Raw genomic sequence first — 21,801 nt, forward strand, 5'->3', positions numbered from 1 at the left:
AAAGAGAGCCAAAGGCTCTCTTTTTTGTACTGAATAATCGTAAAGATTATTGAGCAGCAGCTGGAGCAGCTTCAGAAGCAGCAGTAGCTTGAGCAGCAGCGTCAGTAGCAACAGCAGCAGCAGCGTCAGCTTCAGCAACAGCAGCAGCGTCAGAAGCAGCAACTTCAGAAGTAGCTTCTACAGCAGCAGCGTCAGCAGCAGCTTCAGCTTCAGAAGCAGCTTCTACAGCTTCAGATGCAGCTTGGTTAGCGTCAGCAGCAGCGTCGTCAGCTTTTTTAGCACAACCAACGAAAGCTAAAGTAGTAGCAACTGCAGCAGCAATAGCGATTTTTTTGAATAACATGGCATCACTCTCTAAAAAATTGAGATTAAAAAAAACCAAAGTCAGGCTGTAATATGCTTTTATTATTCCTAATAGTGTTAGGGACTAACAACGCAGGAGCAGTCTAACTGGTCTGCAAATATGCTATCACTGCGCATTTTTAATTGCTACTAGGGGAACATCAAAAACAGTGAAAAAACGATAAAAATTAAGGGTTTTTTAACAGAAAATAACAATTAATTGAAAGATATAGATTGGAGAAAGGCTTATTAAGCTTATAAAAATTATACAGTTATTTATCTATTTATTTTAATAATCAAAAACTTAAAAATAAGTTTACAAATATCTCAGTACATTGTTTCATTGTGTAACATGCGTCAACCATAAAAAAAGGCCACCTTGAATGATGACCTTTCCGATAATTTTAGTTCGATGCTTTGCGTTTCATCTGATCGAAGAAATCATCATTGGTCTTGGTCTCTTTCATACGATCCAGCAGGAATTCCATCGCAACCAGTTCATCTTGGGTATGCAGGAGTTTGCGTAGAATCCAAACTTTACGCAGTTTGTCTTCGGACATCAAACGTTCTTCACGACGCGTACCCGATTTCTTGATATTCATCGCAGGGAAGACACGTTTTTCTGCAATACGGCGATCCAGCGTGATTTCCTGGTTACCTGTACCTTTGAATTCTTCGTAGATCACTTCATCCATTTTACTGCCGGTTTCAATCAGTGCAGTAGAAATGATTGTAAGAGAACCGCCTTCTTCGATATTACGTGCAGCACCAAAGAAACGTTTAGGACGCTCAAGTGCATGTGCATCTACACCACCGGTCAGTACCTTACCTGATGAAGGAATCACAGTGTTATATGCACGTGCCAGACGGGTAATCGAATCCAACAGAATCACCACATCTTTCTTATGTTCAACCAGACGTTTAGCTTTTTCAATCACCATTTCAGCCACTTGAACGTGACGGGCAGGGGATTCATCAAAGGTAGAGGCGACCACTTCACCACGAACAGTACGTTCCATTTCGGTGACTTCTTCAGGACGTTCGTCAATCAAAAGGACAATCAGGAAGCATTCAGGGTTGTTACGAACAATCGATTGCGCGATGTTCTGTAATAGCATGGTTTTACCAGCTTTTGGTGGTGCTACGATAATCGAACGTTGACCTTTACCAATGGGTGCCACCAGATCGACGACACGTGCAGTTAAATCTTCAGTCGTACCATTACCAAGTTCCATCACTAATTGTTCAGTAGGGAACAATGGAGTTAAGTTTTCGAACAGGATTTTATTACGTGAATTCTCTGGGGTATCGTAGTTAATCTGATTGACTTTAAGCAAAGCAAAATAACGCTCACCCTCTTTAGGCGGACGAATGGTTCCCGTAATGGTGTCACCCGTACGCAGGTTAAAGCGTCGAATTTGTGATGGGCTGACATAGATATCGTCAGGACCTGCCAAATAAGAGCCTGCTGCAGAGCGTAAGAAGCCAAAACCATCTGACAAAATTTCTAGAACGCCATCACCAAAAATCTCTTCGCCATTCATTGCATGGCGTTTTAAGATGGCAAAAATAATGTCTTGCTTACGGTTACGAGCCATACCTTCAAGGCCCATAAACTCGGCAATCTTGATGAGTTCGCCAATCGGTTTTTTCTTGAGTTCGGTTAAATTCATAGGTGGTCAGATAGAATCAAAGTTCTAAGGTATAGGTTAGAAAGGGAGTAACATTCGGCCGCATATAAGCATTCAAACGAAAGCAATTGAATTTGCACAAGAACAATTCAGAGGTCTGTTTGATTGTTTCAAAGAGAAATGTGAAAACAATTTCTATTGCCGAGCGGCATGTTATGTAATGTATCTTGTAAGAAACTGACAGGATTTAGCATCCTTTATCTCTTGAAGTTGAAATATAAGAGAGAAACAGGTTTTTGTCAATTTATAGACGAAAAAAATACGCAACCTTTGGTCGCGTATTTTTAGTTGAACATTTAGTGCTTAGATATTTTGATCAATAAATGCAGTCAATTTAGATTTTGGTACTGCACCGACTTGAGTCGCTACCACTTCACCATTTTTGAACATCAATAAAGCTGGAATGTTACGGATATTGAAGTTCACAGCAGTTTGTTCGCAAGACGTTACGTCAACTTTGACAATTTTCACTTTGCCTTGATATTCATCAGCCAATACTTCAAGTACAGGGGCAATAGCTTTACATGGCGCACACCAGCCAGCCCAGAAATCAACCAGCACAGGAACGTCTGATTGAAGAACGTCTGCTTCGAAGTTTGCGTCAGTAGTGTTTACGATGTTGCCAGACATGGAGTGCTCCAGAATTAATTTTATAAAAATGACTATAATTATTAGTATTACATAGCCATCTTTAACAATGTAGGGGAATCTGTAAATTTTCAAGCTTTAATGTTGTTTTGTCTAATGGATGATCACGATAGTCACCATCGCCTCATACAATTGTCCTATAAATGAAAAAAATAATTACGCGAAATTGTCCTGACAAATGGCTTTTAAATTGCATGGTTGTGAATTACTCTAAGCACAATTCTTAAAAGGTTTATTTCTAGAATGTCTGATTTTTTGATTGATGAAGAATTACTCGCAGCCATCGATATGGGATCAAACAGTTTTCATTTGGCGATTGCCCGGGTGGATCATGGCGAAGTGAAAAAAGTCGCATCAATGTCAGAGAAGGTTCAGCTTGCTGCGGGACTGGATGAAAATAAAAATTTAACTGAAGCCGCACAGCAGCGTGGTTTAGCTTGTCTGGCCCGTTTTGTCGGACGTTTGGGTTCTGTACAACCAAACCGTTTACGGATTGTTGCAACCAATGCATTACGCCAAGCCAAAAATGGTCATGAGTTCATTCAGAAAGCGGCTGAAATTTTACCAAAACCGATTGAAATTATTGCTGGTCGTGAAGAAGCGCGTCTAATTTATCTCGGTGTGTCACATACCATGGCCAATACTGGTCGTCGCCTGGTGGTAGATATCGGTGGGGGGTCGACTGAACTGATTATCGGGGAAGAATTCGAACCCATTCATACCGAATCTGTGCAGATGGGTTGTGTGACTTTTACCAAGAAATTCTTTGCTGATGGTGAAATTACCCATAAAGCCTTTGATAAGGCAGTGACTGCGGCGCGAAAAGAAATTTCAGGCATTGCCAATACGTATAAATCTGCCGGTTGGGATGCGGTGATTGGTTCGAGTGGTACGATTAAGGCTTGCCGTCAGATCTGTGTCAACATGGGCTGGAGCAATGATAAAGAACAGCTCACTCGTGAAGGTCTGGAAAAACTTAAAGACAGATTATTCAAATATAAGCATGTTTCGGACATGGAATTTGAAGGTCTGAAAGATGACCGCCGTGCAGTCTTGCCTGCAGGAATTGCCATTTTATATGCGGTATTTGATGTACTGAATATTCCACATCTGGTCTATTCAGATGGAGCATTACGTGAAGGTGTGATGTATGACCTCTTGGGTCGTTTCAAGCATGAAGATATACGTGATCGTTCAGTCCATGCCTTGATTGGTCGTTATAATGCCGATGCCAAGCAGGCCGAACGTGTAGTGCAGACTGCACAAAAACTGTTTGATGATGTAGCAGGTGATCTTGGCCTATATAGCGAGGACAGTGATTTACTTCGTCGTGCAGCTTATTTGCACGAAATTGGTTTAGCGATCAGTCATAGTGGTTATCACCGCCACGGTGCCTATTTGTTGCAACATTCTGACATTGCCGGTTTTTCGCAGGTAGATCAGAATTATTTGTCACATTTGGTCGCACATCATCGCCGTAAATTGCGCGCTGATGCCAAGCATGATGTGATGAAAGTCGGTGGAACTAAACTTTTACAGCTGTGTTTGCTGTTGCGTCTGGCGGTTTTGGTCAATCACAGTCGTAGTGATGAGATGCTTCCTGCCATTGAACTTAAGGTCAAGAATGCGCAACAATGGCAGCTCAGCATTTCTGGTAATGCCAAACAATGGCCATTATTGATTGCTGAACTGCATGATGAACAGGTGCAGTTTAAAAATTGGGAGATCGAGCTCTCGGTTCAATCTGAACAATTTGTTAATTAATACCTTTATAGGGATGAAAACGGTTGACCTATGAAAAATAAAGCTACCCCATCAAAAGCATGGACGACAGTACAGATTGCTCGTCATCCGGAACGTCCACAATTTCTGGACTACGTAGGTGAAATATTCACTGAATTTGATGCTTTGCATGGCGACCGTCTCTATGGTGATGATGGCGCAATGATCGGTGGTCTGGCACGTTTCGATGGACAACCAGTGATGATCGTGGGTCAGCACCGTGGTCGTAGTACCCGTGAAAAATTACAGCATAATTTTGGAATGAGTAACCCGGAAGGTTACCGTAAAGCTCAGCGTCTGCTCGATATGGCGGAACGTTTTAATCTGCCAGTCTTCACCTTTATTGATACCATGGGTGCATACCCCGGTGTGGGTGCGGAAGAGCGTGGTCAGGCTGAAGCGATTGCATCGAGTTTGGCACAACTTTCTAATCTGAAAGTACCTGTAATTGCCACTGTTCTGGGTGAAGGTGGTTCAGGCGGTGCACTCGGGATTGGCGTGGCAGATCGTGTAGTGATGCTCTCTCACAGTATTTATTCAGTGATTTCACCGGAAGGTTGTGCGTCTATTCTGTGGAAAACTGCAGAAAAAGCGGAACAAGCCAGTGAAGCTTTGGCATTAACTGCTGAAAAATTGCAGAAGATGGGCATTGTTGAATACGTCGTTGATGAAGGTGAAGGTGCACATCTGGATCCGGATGAAGTCATGTACCAACTGAAAGCAGTCCTGAAAGAAGCTTTAAATGAACTGCAAGCAATGGAACCACAAGCACGATGCGAAGCACGTTACCAACGTTTAATGAAGTTTGGCAGCGACAATTTAGGTCTGGCATCTTAAAGCAACTGCAGGGCTTTCCTGCAGAGACAAAATTTCTAATCGGATGTAGTGGCGGCGTGGATTCCATGCTGTTGCTGCATCTGATGTTTTTTTTGTGCCCGGAAAAAATCCGTGCGATCTATGTTGATCATCAATTGCAAAGTATCAGCGGGGAATGGAGCGCTTTTGTCCATCAACAGTGTCAGCAACTAAATATTCCCTGCATCATTCAGCCCGTCCATGTTGCCAGTGGCAATCTGGAATCTCAGGCTCGCCAATCGCGTTACCAAGCTTATTTACAACATCTTCAGCCCGATGAAATTTTGGTCTTAGCCCATCATCAGCAAGATCAAGCAGAAACTTTAATGTTGCGCTTACTTTCTGGTGCAGGGATTGATGGTCTGGCTGCCATGAAAGCGATCGATATACGCCACGATTTAACCATTTGGCGGCCACTGCTGGATATTTCCCGTGAGCAGATTTGCCAATGGGCAGCAGATTTAAACATCCAGAATATTGAAGATCCGACCAATCAGAATACCCATTATGACCGTGCTTGGGCACGTCAGGTGCTATGGCCAGTCTTAAGTCATCGCTATCCGAAAATGCAGTCCGCCTTGGCACGTACCAGTGAACTGATGCAAGATGCGCAAAACATTCTGCAAGAAGTATTGGAGCAAGATCTAAAATTCTGTGGCAACGACGAAATTCTCAATTTATCTCCTCTCTTAAGTTTATCCAAAGCACGACAGCGCCAGTTACTCTCAGTCTGGATGAAAGGTGAGGGACAATATCGTCCCTCTCTGGACATGGTTAAGCGTGTACAGACTGAAGTAATCAAGGCTAAACAGGATACTCAGGCAGCGCTACATTGGTCGGGTTATTACTATGTGCGTTATCAGCAGCAGTTACATCGCCTAAAAGCTGAAGTTTATCTGGCTGATCAACAGCTAAACGTAGCTGAACAGCAGATCATTTTACAGAATAAAGATCAGGTTCATCTTCCTTCTGGTCAATTCGGGATTCAAAGGGCTGAGATAGGATTGTCTCCCACTTTATTAGGACAACCCTTGTATTTACGTCAACGGAAGGGGGGTGAAAAAATTCATCTCTATGGCCGGATGGGGCACTGGCCGCTCAAAAAAGCCATTCAGGAAGCGCAAATATTTCCCTGGACTCGGCATACTATTCAAATATTAAGCACAGATAATGTTATGCTAGGCGTGTTTACACCTAAAGGATTTTGGTTAGCTCAATCTGCATATTGTGAGGCAGGGGGGTGGCTACCCATTTCGGTTTCTTCAACTTTAGAATTCAACGACGAGCATTAAACATGAGTGCAGCTTTAAATTGTAATATTAGTTTTATTGGTGGCGGTAATATGGCTCAAGCTCTGATTGGCGGGCTGATTTCACAGGGGTTGCCAGCAACGCGTATTACAGTTTCTGATCCGGTTGAGAAAGTACGCTCACTTCTTGCAGAAAAAGAAGTCAATGTCACTGATGATAATATTGCTGCTATTAAAGATGCGGATATCGTCCTGTTTGCAGTCAAACCACAGGTTTTAGCTAGTGTGTTAAAACCACTTCAAGGTTTACTTGATGGCAAGCTGGTGATCTCAATTGTCGCTGGTGCCGAGATTGCAACACTATCTGCGCTATTGGGTACTGACCGTATTGTCCGTGTGATGCCAAATACACCCGCATTGGTACAGACTGGTGCACATGGTTTATTTGCCAATGAAGAAGTGGGTAATGATGACCGTGAGCTGGCGAGTCAGGTTTTGGCTTCTACCGGCCTGACAATTTGGGTAAACTCAGAAGCTCAGATTGATGCCGTAACTGCTGTGTCCGGTTCAGGTCCTGCTTATTTCTTCTATATGATGGAAAGCATGATTCGTGCAGGCAAGAATTTAGGTCTGGATGAAAAAGTAGCTACTGCATTGACGTTGCAAACTGCTTTGGGGGCAGCGCAAATGGCGATCACCAGTTCTAATACACCAGCAGAGCTGCGTAAGAATGTCACATCTCCGAATGGTACAACTCAAGCGGCATTGGAAGTATTTGATCGCGCGCAAATTTCTCAGAATATTCAGGCAGCGCTTGCTGCTGCGCAAAAACGTAGTCAGGAACTGGCCCAAGAGCTCAGTGACAATAGCAAATAATCTATCAGTTTAATTTTTAGGAACGTTCAAGTATGGGTGCAAATTCTGCGCTAATTTTTGGCATTATCATTAACGTCGCGATTTTGCTCGTATTCTTCCGCTTTTTAATGCAATTGGCCGCGGTGAGTCCTTATAATCCTGTCGTTCTATCTACTGTCAAAGCGACTAAAATTGTAGATGTTTTTGGGCGTATTTTCCCAACCGCAGGTAAAGGCCGGGTGAATACTGCTGCACTGGCACTTTTAGTCGTGCTGTATTTGCTGAAAATTTTTGGCATCATGTATTTGTCCGGGGGAATGCCAAATGGTCCAATCCATTTGCTTATTCTAACCTTCGTCACCATGATGCAGGATTTGATCCGCTTCTGTCGTTACCTGATTTTTGCAACGATTATTTTGAGCTGGGTGGTGATGTTTACGCAATCCCGCTCACCTTATATTGAAGTGGTTCAGGAACTTGCAGAACCATTATTGGCACCGTTCCGCCGTATCATGCCGAATATGGGAATGATCGATCTGTCTCCAATTCTGGCAATTTTGGCACTGATCGTAATTGAAATGATTATGAACCAGGTGGCAATTGTATTGCTAACCGGTCTTTAATCAGATCCCAAAGAAAAAGGACGCTTAGGCGCATTGCTGTCCCACAATTTTTCACAAGAGGAAGCTCATTTGAGCTTCCTCTTGTTTTATGGGTATTTTATCGGGTGAAAATAAAGCTTTTAAAGTTCTTCTTTCAAACAAATTCACTTGAATTATTCTGAGTAAACGTTGAACTGTCCAACCTGTTTTTCCTAAATGTTGAGCGAAACTCACCAATAAATAGGCGATCATCGCAATCCAGATTTGTGTCTGAATTGCGTTCCTGCTGCGGCCTAGAAACGCTTTTAATTTGAGATTCTGCTTAATCGCCTTAAAGAACAGCTCAACTTTCCAACGATCTTTATAAATCGCCGCAATGGTAGAGGCGGCTAAATGAAAGTTATTGCTGAGAAAGCTAAAGTGCTTGCCACTTTGCTGATCTCTATATTCAATTCTTCTTAACACTGGGGCTTTTCTTTTTAGGGCATGTGCGCTATTCAGCTGAATGGTTTCATCTTTTAGAATACCTTTGGATTCAAGCACTGGATGTTGCTGGATCACCTGATACACAGATTTAGGCCTAAAACGTGTGACAAATCCAATGTTTTGAGCAGTCAGATTTGCATACCATTGGTAATCGACATAGCCTTTATCAAAAACTACAATGCTGCCAGCAGGAAACTGGAATTTGCGGCCTTGTACCATGTCATTTTCTTTGCCATTTTCAACTGCAACAAACTCAGGAATATCATTGCTGTGATTCAATCCTATACTGAGTTTCATGCTGGCTTTTGAGTCGTGAACTTTGGCCCATTCACATAAGGAAAGCGACAGGTCAATATGACTGGCATCCAAGGAATACAAGGGATTCTTAAAGCGAAATTTATGAGCTACTTTTGAGTGTTCATAGTATTTAAGCAACTTGTAAAATAGCTGTTGATACAAGGCAGCAGGCTGCTGCTCATTGATTCGTGCCAGCGTGCTTCGGGGAATAGACTTTGCTCCGAGATGACTTAGCTTTTCCTGTTGGCACTCCAAATTGGATTGAATATCTCTCAGACTTTGCCTACAAGAGAATTGAGACATCAATATGGCAATAAACTGATCCCACCGGGAAGCCGCTCTAAATTTCTGTCCAACATGGTGTACTTTAGCAAGTTGTTCAAAATCCTGTCGCACAACAGGTTTAATTAGCTCATGAAATACGGTATTCTGATGTGACAAAACCTGAGTCCTGGTCGTTAAAGTGTTTGTATGCACTCATATTTTAACTGTTAGGACTCAGGTTTTTTTATTTAAAGCAAACTATGGGACAGCAGTGCGCTTAGGCGTCCTTTTTTTATTTCAAGAAAATTCCCTCTCCTTGTAGGAGAGGGTCAGGGTGAGGTCTATAAATTTAAATAACCTCCATCCCAACCTTCCTCCTAAAAGGAGGAAGGAGCTTTAGTATTAGTGTGCCTCATCCCAGTTCATGCCTTTACCAACTTCCACGACCAAAGGCACAGAAATTTCAATCACGGATTGCATCACTTCAGCCAGTTGAGGTGCCAGTTCATCTGCAATCGCTTCATCGACTTCAAACACCAATTCATCGTGGACTTGTAGCAGCATTTTGGCCTGATCTTTAGGTAGCATTTTATCAACCTCAATCATCGCCATTTTAATGGTGTCTGCAGCCGAACCTTGTAATGGTGCATTAATCGCAGCACGTTCAGCGGCTTTGCGGACCATCATGTTACGGGCATCGATATCAGGTGTGTATAAACGGCGGCCTAGAATGGTTTCAACGAAGCCTTGTTCCAATGCCACCTGACGGGTACGCTGCATATATTCATAAATCCCCGGATAACGACGGAAATACTGTTTGATATATTCCTGGGATTCCTGACGAGTAAAACCTAACTGACGAGTCAGGCCAAATTCAGACATGCCATAGAGCAGACCGAAGTTCACGGCTTTAGCCTGACGACGCTGATCATTGGTTACTTCTTCAAGCGGGATACCCAGAACTTCAGCTGCGGTACGGCGGTGCACGTCCTGTCCATGGTTAAAGGCATCTACTAGCGCATCATCCTGAGATAAATGTGCCATCAGACGCAATTCAATCTGTGAATAATCGGCTGCGAGTAAGACACGGCCTTCAGGCGCAATAAAGGCCTTACGAATCTGACGTCCGATTTCCGCACGAATTGGAATGTTCTGCAGGTTTGGATCAGTAGACGATAAACGGCCGGTTGCAGTCAGTGCCTGATGATAACTGGTATGCACACGATGGGTCTCATTATTGGCCTGCTTGCATAGACCATCGGTATAGGTACTTTTCAGTTTAGACAGACCCCGATACTCCAGAATAAGTTCAGCAATCGGGTGTTCCAGTTTTTCCAGCACACTTTCACTGGTGCTGTACTGACCGGTAGAGGTCTTTTTGCCACCTTTTAGGCCTAGTTTATCAAACAGAACTTCACCGACCTGTTTCGGAGAGCTGACATTAAACGCTTCACCGGCTATTTCCGTGATCTGATTTTCCAGATTCTGCATGGTTTGAGCGAACTCACAACCGAGTTGATCCAGAAAAGCCAGATCCAGTCGGATGCCATTTTCTTCCATACTGGTCAGCACACGGGCTACTGGCATTTCAATATTATGCAGAATATTGACCAGTTCAGGATAAGTCTGCAGCTTTTTGCTGAGTACTTCAAACAGACGATAGGTCACATGTGCATCTTCTGCGGCGTAGTGTGCTGCGGCTTCGATCTCGATTTTATTGAAAGTTTTTTGTTTGGCGCCTTTACCTGCCACCTGTTCATAGGTCGTGGTTAAGTGGCTTAAGTACAGACGAGCCACATCATCCATGCCATGACGGGTGGCAACCGAGTTCAGCACATAAGAAGCCAGCATGGTATCAAAATACCAGCCCGCCAGATGAATGCCGTGATTTTCCAGAACATGCGCATCATATTTCAGGTGGTGGCCAATTTTCTGAATCGCTTCATCTTCTAAAATCGGTTTGATCTGAGCCAGAATTTTTTCACGATTTAGCTGTTCTGGTGCACCTTCATAATCATGTGCCAATGGTACGTAATAGGCATCCTGTGCATCAAAAGCCACCGAAAAACCGACAATCTGTGCAATACGATAATCCAAACTGGTGGTTTCAGTATCAAAAGCAAAGCGTTTTTCAGTATTTAAACGTTCAAACAGCTTGTCCCAATCTTCCTGAGTTAATACAGTATGATATGTCGCTTCTCCAAGCTGATCGTTATCACTGCTCAGTGTCGCTTGCTGCTCATCGGCTTCTTGAGGTTCAGGTACGGCTTTGGCAGTAATCGATTGAGTAGCCTGTTTATAATTACGGTTGTTTGGATTATTCGGATGGTCCAGTGATTGTAGCTGGTTACGGAATTCCAGTTCGGTATACAGATTACGTAAAGCTTCTACATTTGGATCCTGAAGTTTCAGGTCATCATAAGTGAAGCTTAAATCCAGATCGCAAATGATGCTGGCCAATTGATGATCCAGTGCAATGCCATCGGTATTGTCTTTAATATTCTGACCCACTTTACCTTTGATCTTGTCGACATTTTCCAGAATGCCACCAATCGAGCCATATTCATTGAGTAATTTGGCTGCAGTTTTTGCTCCGATCCCAGGCACACCCATAATCCCGTCTGAGGCATCGCCCATCAGGGTCAGGTAGTCAATGATCTGGTTCGGCCATACACCAAACTTTTCAAAAACCCCATCAACATCCATTGGTTTTTCTTTGAAACTGTCTTCCAGGGTCACTTTATCAGTCACCAGCTGTGCCATGTCTTTATCACCAGTTGAAATCAGTACCTGATGACCTAAAGCTTCAGCACGTTTAGCCAGTGTACCAATAATGTCATCGGCTTCCGCACCTGGCAGCATATGCAGGGGAATGCCTAATGCGCGAATCAAGGCATGTAAGTATGGAATTTGCTGTGACAGTTCTTCCGGCATGCTCGGACGGTCACCTTTATAAATAGGTGATAGCTCGTGACGAAAAGTCGGTTCAGGCGTGTCGAAAATCACCGCCATATGGGTTGGCTGGGTACGGCGCATCAGTTTTTGAATAGCAGAAATTGCACCACGAATTGCATTGGTGTGCAGACCGGTTGACGTGGTTAATGGTGGTAGTGCATGAAAGGCACGAAATAAAAAGTAAGAGCCATCGACCAAGACAAATGGTGGCATGTAATCAATTCCTTATTCAAAAAACAGTTTTATTGTACGTGATTTTTACTGCACTCGCAGGGGCAAGTCGGTTTCTACAGCTTAGCGAATATTGGGTGAAGATGAAATAAGCAGTACAAGCTGTTGTATGATGACATGGTTAAGGAACGAGAACGAGAAGAATGACGGCAGGGCAAAATGAATTGCGTATGATCTGGCTGATTAGTCTGGTAATTGTGGGAATAAGTGCATGGTATCTGGAATTGCAGATCGTGACTTATCTCACTGGTCTGGGTTTCCTGATCAGCGTGATACAATTTATCAGTGCCATTGAAGCGCCCATGCGGGATCTGGCAGCACCGACGCAGGTGATTATGTCAGCCAATTCTAAAATACCGCTATATATTTCTTCTATTATCGCCATTGTCGGAGGCGTGACTGAGCTTAACTGGCTCATGGGCATTGGTATTACCGCCTGGATTTTCTTTCTATTACGCTGGCTACAACGTTTGGAACGTAATATTATCCAGTTGCAATCTCGTTACCGATCAGCAGATCAGACACATCCAGAAATCACTCAACCAGATATTCCTTTACCTATTGCTGCTCAAGCTAGTCCAGATCAATCACAATTGCTGGATCAGATCCAACAGTGGATTTTTCGCGGAAATCCAGTTCTCAAAGCTGCGATCGCCATTTTGGTAATCGGAATCATTTTATTACTTCGTTTTGCAACAGAGCACTGGCAGCTGAGCTTGGCGGTAAAATTAGGACTGGTCGCTTTATCTGCTGTTGTTGTGACCGGATTGGGTTATACCCTGATCGCTAAAAACCGCAGTTTCGGTCTGGCACTAGAAGGCTTGGGATTAGGGGCACTATTTCTGACCTTGTTCTTTGCCTATTACAATCTGGTGATTGCCACGTTGCCACTGGCAGCTCTGGTGTTCTTGGTCATTTTGGCAATTACGCTGTACTTAAGCTTGAAACAGGAAAGTATTGAGCTGGCAGTCATGGCCTTATTCATTGCCTATCTGGCGCCGTTTACCTTGCCGACCCGAGATGCTTCTGCGGTTGAGTTCATCAGTTATTATCTGCTGATTAATATCGGCGTGCTGTTACTCAGCAGTTTGCGGCCCTGGAAAATCCTGAACCAGATTGCTTTTCTGGTCACAGTCATAGTAGGTGGAATGTATAGCCTGATTCATGGTCATACATACGAACGTTATACGATGACGACTCTGATTCTGGCACATAGTGCGGTATTCATCTGGCTGGGCTTTCGCTTTAGCCAGTTACTGGCCCGGCAGGATCTTTCCCGTTTTCGTTTAAAACCGGTTCTGGATCTTGCCCTAATTTTCGCTGCACCGATTACCGCCTATATTTTCCTGTATCTGATTCATTTCAATCAGCCTGATCAAAAGCTTTGGCAAGCCGGATTTAGTCTGTTATTTGCCGGGATATTTGCAATCTGTTGGACTTTAGTGCGTCGTAGAGAAAGTATTCAGGTCATTTCCCAAAGTTATCTCAGCTTGATGCTGATCTTTCTGGCTTTGGTTCCACCCATTTTATTGACAGAGCAGTGGAGCGTAGTCGGTTGGGCGGTTGAAGGAGTACTAATTTATCTCTGGGCATTGGAAAAGAATATTCGGGTTGCGCATTATCTGAGTATGGGACTGCTGATCATGGCAGGCTTCAGTAGTGTTTACTATCTGATTGAGCTTAATCCCACACCGCGGGAAATTTTCTGGATTCTCAGCTTCTGTTATGTCGCCGTCGTCTTCCTGAGTCAGCTTAAAGCCAAATATCGCCAGCAGCTGAATAGTTTAAGTATCAGTTTTCTGAGCATTCTCAGTTTTGCTGGAATTTTGATGTTGTTTGCCTTGCTTGAAGATGAATTTGCTCATGAGCAGACCTATATTTATAGTTTATTCAGTCTTGCACTGGGTCATACGGTTCTAAGTGAAATCATACAACGCAAGCATCAGGAATGGTGCTGGTTATTGCCAAAATGGAGCAGTCTTACGCCATTGGTGATCATTGCGATTTTGCTGGCTGTTGATCATAGCGAAAATGGGATTCTGGTTTGGCCAAGTGCTTTGGAGCGTGGAATCTTTGCACTTTCATCATTATTGCTGGCTGCTTTATGGTTAAGACCGGTGAAAGGGATTGATTTATCCAAAGAGTGGATGAGCTTTGGTGTTTTTGCCAGCCTGGCTTTAGCCAGTTTATGCCTAATACCGAGCATGCCTTATCTCAGTATGGTAATTCTGCCTCTTGTATTCTGGTTCTGGTGTTACCGGCAAAAAGAAAATTCAGAGTGGCGCTTACTCTGGCAGAGTAAAAACTGCTTAGTGTTAATGGGAGCTTGGTTAATATGCTCACAGCTGTTTAACCAGCAAGCTTTCCAATATTACTGGCTGCCTCTATTCAATCCATTTGATCTGATCAGTCTGGCCATGCTTGCCAGTTTCCTATGGATGCTGTTGCAGCAGATTCGGGCAGGACACGATCGCGGTATGATGTCGGTACTGATGGTGCTAAGCCTGTTATGGCTGTCGAGCTATATTGTATTACGGGCTCTACATATCTATCTGCAAATACCATTTAATAGTCTGGAATTATGGAGCAATGCTACGGTGCAGCTAAGCTTGACGATTCTTTGGGTATTGTTGGCTTGGGCAACCATGTGGACGGCTACGCTAAAAAGGCTTAAACCAATGTGGATTTTAGGAGGCAGTATTCTGGTGATCGTCAGCTTGAAGCTGGTGTTATTCGACCTGTCTCATACCGGTACACTGACACGTGTGATTTCATTCTTGCTGGCCGGTGGGGTCATGCTACTGATTGCGTATATAGCACCAATGCCGGATGGAGAGAAAAGGGTTTGAATCTAAATTACTCGATTTGAGCGTTAATTTAATCTCCCCAAACCCTGAACGAGCTTAAAGCACAGCTTTAAGCGATATGTAAAAGAAAGACAGGCTTTTTATGACAGTTCCTCCCTTAGTAAAGGGAGGTGAGGAGGGATTTAGAAAAAGTTATTTTAAATCCGGCTCTCTCTTCAGCTCCTTCTCATTGGCATATTGATCAACGTCTTCATTTTCCAGTGGGCGAGCCAGTGGATGATCAACAAAGCCCATTTTCGGTACCGGAATTTCAATCTGGTTATCGAGAAAGCCATTTCGAATCCGTTCCTGCATTTCATCACGGACTTTCAGATAATTTTCCTGCTGACACCAAATCGCAAACAAAAGTTCAATCGAAGATTCACGGAAGGCGGTGACTGTGACTGCAGGCTTTGGATCGGCCAGAACCAGCGGATATTTATTGGCAACATCAAGCAGTACTTCACGCACCTTGATGATGTCTTCATGAAAATTAATAGCCAAGGTAATCGGAATACGCCGGATTGGAAACTTGGACAGGTTGTGTACCGGAGCCCGAATCAGTTGTTCGTTCGGCAAACGTATATAGATATTATCTTGAGTAAGCAGTTTAACCGAGAGCAGATCAATCGAAATCACTTCACCTTCAACGGTATGTCCACGAATCAGTGTAATCTGAATGGTATCACCGACCTCAAAAGATCCTTCACCAATCAGGAAGATACCGCTGATCAGGTTGGATGCAGAGGTTTGAGAAGCGAAACCCAAAGCCACAGTTAAAATACCCGCTGCACCGAGGAAAACACTGAGTTTAAAGCCGGCTTCCTTCAAACTCGCCATCACAAACAACAGGAAAATAAAGTAGAAAATCCCGCGGCGCCAGACCATTTGCTGATGCGCATTAAAGCGTATACCGATAGTACGGATAAAAGCATTCGAGAAAAAACGTGCGATCAGGAAACCAATAAAACACAGCACAACCGCGACGACAATTTCAGTCAGGCGATCCGTATTAATATTGGTAAATACTCCCTTGAGACTGTTGGTGACTTCGGTTGGAATATTCGAATTTGGCATCACACGCTCTTAGAAAAATGAATCAAACATATTAAATAAATTTCCCGCTGGATCACGCGGTGGGTGTAAATAATCCACTTCACCCGCATTGGGCGGGGTACGGTTTTCCACCCGGATCCGGGGGGGGCGATCCAGACCTTCATGCAGAACCTTAATCTGCGAGGTCCATAAACGTTCAGTGCTGGCACTATAAAAGAGAGGCAATGCAGGTACTGGAACATTCATCCGATCGAAACGCAGTTGCTGCTGACTGGTATTATGAAATTCAATCGGGGTCACAGCACGGAATGCACGAGGACGTAATTGTTGGAGCTCGGTTCTTCCGTCAACTGCGGTAGCATAGCAAATTTCACCGGAACGATGATTGGGTCCAAACCAGGTGTCTTTCGGTAAAATCACTGGAAGATCAAAAATCGGTTCACGTTGACCTTCGACAAAACCGGCAATCCATAGCGGGGTGCTGATATAGAGGGTTCCACGTTGTCCAGCCGGAATATAAATCGGATCAACCGGTTTAATTACTACGGAGCGATTCGCCAGACGCGGCATAAGCTGTAACTTGCTTTGGGTAGATTTGAACATATAGCGTTCAATTTTCACCGGTTTCGGAAATGCAAACAGTGGATCATTAATCTGATGCCATTGCTGTTCATAATCGTACTGCACCGTCGGACGATAATATTCCAGTCGCCATTCCTGCAAACCTCTGGTCAAACGAAACAGCAGAGAGCCAAATTGCCAAGCCTTGGACTCGTTAATTTCAAAACTTTGCTCTCCCCACCATTGAATTCTGGGAGACTGCAGGTTTAATTCCTCTTGATCTTGCGGCAATGTTGGCATCCTTTCTTACTAAATCTTTGAAAACATACTTCACGCTGTCATATGCTTAGAGTACACTCAATTTAAATTTTTTCATCATTATTATAATCTGCGATGCAAGTACTGAAACAATTACAAATCCCGTATAGCTTTGCGAAACGTCATGGTGTGCTATTGCGTTATGAGGGAGATCAGGCTTTTATTGTCCGTCGTGACAATACATCTATGCTTGCATTACAGGAAGCACGCCGTTTGCTGGGTCATCCGGCTCAGTATCAACATTGTACAGAACAAGAATTCAATCAGTTACTCAGTTCCAGTTTTGCCGGCGATAGTGGTGAGTCACAGCAGGTCGCGGCTGGTCTGGAAGATCACCCGGATTTATTAAGCCTTGCTGATTCGGTCCCTGAAGCCGAAGATCTGATGGATCAGGAGGATGATGCGCCTATTGTCCGTCTGATCAATGCCTTGTTGTCTGAAGCAATCCGTGTTGGCGCCTCAGATATTCATGTGGAATCCTTCGAAAAACGACTTTCTGTACGCTTGCGTGTCGATGGGCAACTACGTGAAATTGTGCAGCCGCGTCGTGAGCTGGCACCATTACTGGTATCACGGATCAAGGTCATGGCCAAGCTGGATATTGCGGAAAAACGGATTCCTCAGGATGGCCGTATTTCCTTGCGTCTGGCAGGTCGCGAAGTCGATGTTCGTGTTTCGACCTTGCCATCTTCTTATGGTGAGCGGGTGGTGATGCGTTTGCTGGATAAGCAGGCTGGCCGTCTGAATATGACTCATCTGGGCTTGATGAATAACGATTATGATCGACTCAAGACCCTGGTGCATCGTCCTCATGGTATTATTCTGGTGACTGGACCTACCGGTTCGGGTAAGACCACCACCTTATATGCAGCACTCTCTGATCTAAATGATGGTTCCAAAAATATTCTGACAGCTGAAGATCCAGTGGAATATCAGTTAGAAGGGATTGGTCAGACTCAGGTAAATACCAAAGTCGATATGACCTTTGCCCGTGCCTTAAAAGCCATGTTACGTCAGGATCCAGATGTGGTGATGGTGGGGGAAATCCGTGATCTGGAAACTGCAGAAATTGCAGTTCAGGCATCATTGACTGGTCACCTGGTATTATCAACACTACATACCAATACTGCGATTGGTGCAGTGACGCGTTTAAAAGATATGGGAATTGAGCCATTCTTACTATCCAGCTCTTTAATTGGCGTAGTTGCTCAGCGTCTGGTGCGTACCTTATGTCCACATTGTGCGACCTGGAAGGATGCAGATGCATTTGAGCAAAATCTGTTTGAACATATTGAGCATCCACAGGATTTAAGATTACCTCAACCGCACGGTTGTGAACGCTGTGGGAATACCGGCTTTAGTGGACGTACTGCCATTTATGAAATTGTACCGGTTGATGAACATATGCGCCGTCTGATTCATGGCAATGCGGCTGAATATGAGCTGGAAACCTATGCACGTCAGCAATCAGGTTCAATTCGCGATGATGGTTTACGTAAAGTGCTGGCTGGTAAAACCACGATTGAAGAAGTTCTGCGTGTAACCAATGAGGCGGCAGAGTAAATTTTTATTCGATGGGATAGGAAGGCACTGTTTTCTTAAATAAATATCTCAAATGATCATTTTCTATTAAATAGCATAAAGCAATTTTGATCAAAATTTTATAAGAATGATCAGCTCTATCCTGAAATGACTTCTGATTTTTCAGGATAGAGAGTCAAATATTTATTTAGACTTAGGTGATGACATTCAAAGTAACATCAATATTGTTACGGGTTGCATTTGAATAAGGACAAACGATGTGTGCGGCATCGACCAGCTTTTGAGCTTCTTCCTGTTCCATGCCTTCTAAATGAACATTTAAAGTCACTTCAATACCAAAACCGGTAGGAATCGGACCAATGCCAACTTCACCCTCAATATAGGCATCTTTGCTAATATTGATTTTATCCCGGTTGGCAACAAACTTCATGGCACCTAAAAAACAGGCTGAATAACCTGCAGCGAACAATTGTTCAGGATTGGTTCCGCCACCTGGGCCACCCATTTCCTTAGGCACTGCCAGTTTTACATCCAGAATCTGATCGTCAGAGGTTGCACGGCCATCTCGACCGCCTGTAGCTTTGGCACGTGCGGTATATACTGCTTTTTCTAATGACATGAGAGTATTTCCTGCTTGTTCTTTTATGGAACTTCTATGCTCCATAATTTCTAGGGAAGAATAAGCAGGGATTTTGTTAATTTATGCAAGCGAATGAGAATGCAGTAGAAAGTCTGACTTAAGAAAATTGTAATAACTTGTGATGCTGCATGAGTGGCATAGACTCACGCACTTTGGCCTGCTCAGTCAAATCAAAATCAACCGTAATAATCTGTGCGCCTTCCGCATGCACCATATCGAGAAGTTGACCACGGCTGTTTGTGGCAGCGGCATGTCCCCAAGTTTGACGTTTTTCACCATGCCAACCCTGTTGAGCAGCACCGAGAACTGTGCATTGGGTATCCATAGCACGTGCTTGCAATAATAATTGCCAGTGCATTTGGCCAGTGGTGTAAGTAAAGGCAGATGGCGCAGTTAAAATATTCGCGCCTTGGCCACGTAAATGAAGCGCGAGTTCAGGGAAACGCAGGTCATAGCAGACCATCATACCGATATTGCCAAAAGGCGTTTTCGCAACAACAATATCGGTACCTGGTTCAAAAAATTGGGATTCCTGATAGCCACCAACAGCATCACCGACCTGTACATCAAAGAGGTGAATCTTGTCATAGCGGGCTTCAGTTTTTTCTGGGCTAATACATAGACTTACGGTTCGAACCCGGTCATCTTCAATAATCGAACCATCAGGACGATAAGGACAGGGTAATGTCCCCGCGATAATCCAGATCTGATATTGATGAGCCAGCTGTTCCAGACGTTGTTGAATGCTCTCGAACTGAGCAGCGGTTTCGCGCTGTTTACCAGCAGCAAAACAGACGAAATTTTCAGGAAAGACAATAATTTCAGCGCCTTGTGCTTTACTTTGTTGAATTAATGATTCGATGGTCATGAAATTTTGCTCAATTTCATTCTGGGAATTCATTTGTGCAACAGAAAGTAAAGTCATAGGGATTCCTTATTGTGTGTTCATACCTTTTGTTCAGACAATTGATCTAGATTATCTTGTTCTTTTTGCAACTGTTTGACCAAGGGCTCAAACATATTCTGGTTGCTCTGATTCAACCGCATTAAAGTCTTGTGTGCATCCAGAACAGTTTTCAGCATCGCTTGATGCGTCACATGTTCTTCCATCAGTTTACGCGTACATACATTTGAATCACCGCAGTAATCCAAAATGACAAAAACCTGCCCCAAGCCCATACTGTTGGCCAGAGTCGTGATATCAGAGTTCGTCGACAACATCACCGCCTGGATCTTATGGAGCTGCTTAAGTTTAAGTCCTAATTTTGCTAGGACACCCAGTACAGTGCTGTCAATAAAGCTGGTTTCAGTCAGATCAACAATTGCGCCAACAACGTTGTCCTGCTGCTCAAGTTTGTTCAGTAATTTGTCTAGACTAATACAAGATTGGGCCCGCACTTCGCCGATAAGCTTAAAAATATGCGTTCCATTCAAGCTTGCATATTCAACATGACCTGTTGACATATAAATGCCATTTGCAGAGAAGGATATTAAATTATCCCATAGGGTCTATAGATACTCAAGTAGCTGAAAGTCGCAATCAAATTAAGTGCTTATAAAGCTTGTGATTATACTGCTATTTCACTCTTATAAAGCTGAGAATGGCAATATCATCGGCAACATGTTCGGGTGCTTCGAAGGATTCGTTTTGTAAGTGATGCAATAATTGGGAAAATTGTTCATTCAGACCGCCGCTAAACGGCTCCAATGCCCCATCTGAACAGATAATGAAACGTGCATTGCGGCTGAGGTTATACTCATTTTCTTCTACCTCAAGGTCTTCAGTGAGGCCAAGAGGGAAGCTGCTGGATGACAGGATTTTTGGTTCTTGATTCGGTTCAAAGATAATCGGAGGAGGGTAGTGACCAGCACTGGACCATTTCAAGACATGGGTTTCCAGGTTCAGAATTCCGGCAATCATGGTGATATGCTTTTCGATATTTTCCTGAACCAACATCCCGTTTAGTTTCTTGATTAGCTCACGAGGCGTTTTCGAACGTCCATGGAAAGCCGCCATCCAGGACGTTAGTAAACTGCTGGTAACGCCATGACCAGAAACATCCGCAAGATAAAAAATGACTTCTTTATCGCTGATTTTCCAGTAATCGTACCAATCGCCAGATAGATAGGCAGAAGGCTGAAAATAGGTTTCAACCGCATAATTGGTTAATTCAATTTCATTCGGCAGCAAACGTTTTTGTAGCTCTGCCGCAGAAGGAAGATCACGACTATCCTGATTACGCTTATATTGCGCATCAATTTTTTGTAATGCGATATCGGGTTGTTCAGGCAGTTTATTCCAGATCCAGCCTGCCAAAGCGCCTTGTTCCCAAGCTTGTGCCAAGGCTGTTCCTTCATTTTCCAGCGCTAATACTACAGTCGGAAGGTTCCACTTATATTTCAGATAATCATGTACATCTGCAATAGCAATAATCGTTGCATCGTACAACTCGTGATCTTCCAGCTTGATTACTTGAACGTGCGGAAGCTTCTCAAGCACTTGATCTAAATAAGGAATATCACGGGTAGGTTGAATGAAATACATAGACAGGTAGTTCGATCCTGGAATGAGTTATAAGAT

General features: G+C 43.6%; 18 protein-coding genes. 7 read left to right on the plus strand and 11 right to left on the minus strand.

The features are described 5' to 3' along the window. Positions 1-46: 46 nt before the first annotated feature. The 3 genes from ACWM1W_RS02835 to trxA all read right to left on the minus strand — a co-directional run bounded on the left by ACWM1W_RS02835 (position 47) and on the right by trxA (position 2,663). Positions 47-343 carry a hypothetical protein gene (locus ACWM1W_RS02835; RefSeq protein WP_180014356.1) on the minus strand — a complete coding sequence of 99 codons (297 nt, stop codon included), beginning with the start codon at positions 341-343 and terminating at the stop codon, positions 47-49. 403 nt (positions 344-746) lie between these two features. Continuing rightward, a complete protein-coding gene (rho, locus tag ACWM1W_RS02840) occupies positions 747-2,015 on the minus strand; it encodes a transcription termination factor Rho (RefSeq protein ID WP_004783562.1) in 1,269 nt (422 codons plus the stop codon). Positions 2,016-2,336: 321 nt separating this feature from the next. Continuing rightward, on the minus strand, positions 2,337-2,663 hold the full coding sequence (gene trxA, locus ACWM1W_RS02845; RefSeq protein ID WP_034170825.1) for a thioredoxin: 327 nt from the start codon (positions 2,661-2,663) through the stop codon (positions 2,337-2,339). Positions 2,664-2,924: 261 nt separating this feature from the next. On the opposite strand from trxA, the gene ppx reads away from it, so the two are divergent. From ppx to ACWM1W_RS02870, 5 genes are read left to right on the plus strand one after another with little or no spacing between them, the layout of a single operon-like run. Further along, on the plus strand, positions 2,925-4,445 hold the full coding sequence (gene ppx, locus ACWM1W_RS02850; RefSeq protein ID WP_375726034.1) for an exopolyphosphatase: 1,521 nt from the start codon (positions 2,925-2,927) through the stop codon (positions 4,443-4,445). Between the two features lie 30 nt (positions 4,446-4,475). Continuing rightward, positions 4,476-5,300, plus strand: a complete 825-nt coding sequence (locus tag ACWM1W_RS02855; RefSeq protein ID WP_004783557.1) for an acetyl-CoA carboxylase carboxyltransferase subunit alpha — start codon at positions 4,476-4,478, stop codon at positions 5,298-5,300. Continuing rightward, positions 5,237-6,610: a tRNA lysidine(34) synthetase TilS gene (gene tilS / locus ACWM1W_RS02860; protein WP_081402662.1), complete on the plus strand. Its 1,374-nt coding sequence runs from the start codon at positions 5,237-5,239 to the stop codon at positions 6,608-6,610. The genes ACWM1W_RS02855 and tilS overlap by 64 nt, the downstream gene beginning before the upstream one ends. Before the next feature lie 2 nt (positions 6,611-6,612). Continuing rightward, positions 6,613-7,443, plus strand: a complete 831-nt coding sequence (gene proC / locus ACWM1W_RS02865) for a pyrroline-5-carboxylate reductase (RefSeq protein ID WP_180033841.1) — start codon at positions 6,613-6,615, stop codon at positions 7,441-7,443. Positions 7,444-7,475: 32 nt separating this feature from the next. Further along, on the plus strand, positions 7,476-8,045 hold the full coding sequence (locus ACWM1W_RS02870) for a YggT family protein (RefSeq protein ID WP_004783550.1): 570 nt from the start codon (positions 7,476-7,478) through the stop codon (positions 8,043-8,045). Between the two features lie 51 nt (positions 8,046-8,096). Here ACWM1W_RS02870 and ACWM1W_RS02875 read toward each other — a convergent pair whose 3' ends face one another. Together ACWM1W_RS02875 and polA are read right to left on the minus strand one after the other, a co-directional pair. Further along, a complete protein-coding gene (locus ACWM1W_RS02875; RefSeq protein WP_004646736.1) occupies positions 8,097-9,248 on the minus strand; it encodes an IS4-like element ISAbe18 family transposase in 1,152 nt (383 codons plus the stop codon). Between the two features lie 225 nt (positions 9,249-9,473). Next, on the minus strand, positions 9,474-12,239 hold the full coding sequence (gene polA / locus ACWM1W_RS02880; protein WP_375726033.1) for a DNA polymerase I: 2,766 nt from the start codon (positions 12,237-12,239) through the stop codon (positions 9,474-9,476). A 161-nt stretch (positions 12,240-12,400) separates the two neighbouring features. Here polA and ACWM1W_RS02885 point away from each other — a divergent pair, with 161 nt between their 5' ends. Then, a complete protein-coding gene (locus tag ACWM1W_RS02885) occupies positions 12,401-15,106 on the plus strand; it encodes a DUF2339 domain-containing protein (protein ID WP_375726032.1) in 2,706 nt (901 codons plus the stop codon). Between the two features lie 150 nt (positions 15,107-15,256). Here the strand turns inward: ACWM1W_RS02885 and ACWM1W_RS02890 are convergent, their stop codons facing one another. Both ACWM1W_RS02890 and ACWM1W_RS02895 read right to left on the minus strand, forming a co-directional pair. Continuing rightward, on the minus strand, positions 15,257-16,180 hold the full coding sequence (locus ACWM1W_RS02890) for a mechanosensitive ion channel family protein (RefSeq protein ID WP_005233958.1): 924 nt from the start codon (positions 16,178-16,180) through the stop codon (positions 15,257-15,259). A 9-nt stretch (positions 16,181-16,189) separates the two neighbouring features. Next, a complete protein-coding gene (locus ACWM1W_RS02895; protein ID WP_005233965.1) occupies positions 16,190-17,011 on the minus strand; it encodes a hypothetical protein in 822 nt (273 codons plus the stop codon). Between the two features lie 102 nt (positions 17,012-17,113). Between ACWM1W_RS02895 and gspE the strand changes: the two genes are divergently transcribed. Next, positions 17,114-18,601, plus strand: a complete 1,488-nt coding sequence (gene gspE, locus ACWM1W_RS02900; RefSeq protein ID WP_180002879.1) for a type II secretion system ATPase GspE — start codon at positions 17,114-17,116, stop codon at positions 18,599-18,601. Between the two features lie 172 nt (positions 18,602-18,773). Here the strand turns inward: gspE and ACWM1W_RS02905 are convergent, their stop codons facing one another. From ACWM1W_RS02905 to gigA, 4 genes are all read right to left on the minus strand, one after another. Continuing rightward, positions 18,774-19,199, minus strand: coding sequence for an organic hydroperoxide resistance protein (locus ACWM1W_RS02905; protein ID WP_159123044.1), 426 nt, complete (start codon positions 19,197-19,199; stop codon positions 18,774-18,776). A 118-nt stretch (positions 19,200-19,317) separates the two neighbouring features. Beyond that, positions 19,318-20,145, minus strand: a complete 828-nt coding sequence (locus tag ACWM1W_RS02910) for a carbon-nitrogen hydrolase family protein (RefSeq protein ID WP_375726031.1) — start codon at positions 20,143-20,145, stop codon at positions 19,318-19,320. Positions 20,146-20,165: 20 nt separating this feature from the next. After that, positions 20,166-20,684: an anti-anti-sigma factor GigB gene (gene gigB / locus ACWM1W_RS02915; protein ID WP_375726030.1), complete on the minus strand. Its 519-nt coding sequence runs from the start codon at positions 20,682-20,684 to the stop codon at positions 20,166-20,168. 112 nt (positions 20,685-20,796) lie between these two features. Continuing rightward, the gene (gigA, locus tag ACWM1W_RS02920; protein ID WP_313400623.1) at positions 20,797-21,765 is read right to left on the minus strand and encodes an RsbU family protein phosphatase GigA; all 969 of its coding nucleotides are present in this window, start codon (positions 21,763-21,765) and stop codon (positions 20,797-20,799) included. Positions 21,766-21,801 lie beyond the last annotated feature (36 nt).

Source organism: Acinetobacter sp. TW_SC_4 (genome assembly GCF_054861205.1).

Excerpts from the sequence above, each read along its gene's own strand:
- ACWM1W_RS02835 (WP_180014356.1), bottom strand. The coding sequence starts at position 343 with ATGTTATTCAAAAAAATCGCTATTGCTGCTGCAGTTGCTACTACTTTA.
- rho (WP_004783562.1), bottom strand. The coding sequence starts at position 2,015 with ATGAATTTAACCGAACTCAAGAAAAAACCGATTGGCGAACTCATCAAG.
- trxA (WP_034170825.1), bottom strand. The coding sequence starts at position 2,663 with ATGTCTGGCAACATCGTAAACACTACTGACGCAAACTTCGAAGCAGAC.
- ppx (WP_375726034.1), top strand. The coding sequence starts at position 2,925 with ATGTCTGATTTTTTGATTGATGAAGAATTACTCGCAGCCATCGATATG.
- ACWM1W_RS02855 (WP_004783557.1), top strand. The coding sequence starts at position 4,476 with ATGAAAAATAAAGCTACCCCATCAAAAGCATGGACGACAGTACAGATT.
- tilS (WP_081402662.1), top strand. The coding sequence starts at position 5,237 with ATGCGAAGCACGTTACCAACGTTTAATGAAGTTTGGCAGCGACAATTT.
- proC (WP_180033841.1), top strand. The coding sequence starts at position 6,613 with ATGAGTGCAGCTTTAAATTGTAATATTAGTTTTATTGGTGGCGGTAAT.
- ACWM1W_RS02870 (WP_004783550.1), top strand. The coding sequence starts at position 7,476 with ATGGGTGCAAATTCTGCGCTAATTTTTGGCATTATCATTAACGTCGCG.
- polA (WP_375726033.1), bottom strand. The coding sequence starts at position 12,239 with ATGCCACCATTTGTCTTGGTCGATGGCTCTTACTTTTTATTTCGTGCC.
- ACWM1W_RS02885 (WP_375726032.1), top strand. The coding sequence starts at position 12,401 with ATGACGGCAGGGCAAAATGAATTGCGTATGATCTGGCTGATTAGTCTG.
- ACWM1W_RS02890 (WP_005233958.1), bottom strand. The coding sequence starts at position 16,180 with ATGCCAAATTCGAATATTCCAACCGAAGTCACCAACAGTCTCAAGGGA.
- gspE (WP_180002879.1), top strand. The coding sequence starts at position 17,114 with ATGCAAGTACTGAAACAATTACAAATCCCGTATAGCTTTGCGAAACGT.
- ACWM1W_RS02905 (WP_159123044.1), bottom strand. The coding sequence starts at position 19,199 with ATGTCATTAGAAAAAGCAGTATATACCGCACGTGCCAAAGCTACAGGC.
- ACWM1W_RS02910 (WP_375726031.1), bottom strand. The coding sequence starts at position 20,145 with ATGACTTTACTTTCTGTTGCACAAATGAATTCCCAGAATGAAATTGAG.
- gigB (WP_375726030.1), bottom strand. The coding sequence starts at position 20,684 with ATGTCAACAGGTCATGTTGAATATGCAAGCTTGAATGGAACGCATATT.
- gigA (WP_313400623.1), bottom strand. The coding sequence starts at position 21,765 with ATGTATTTCATTCAACCTACCCGTGATATTCCTTATTTAGATCAAGTG.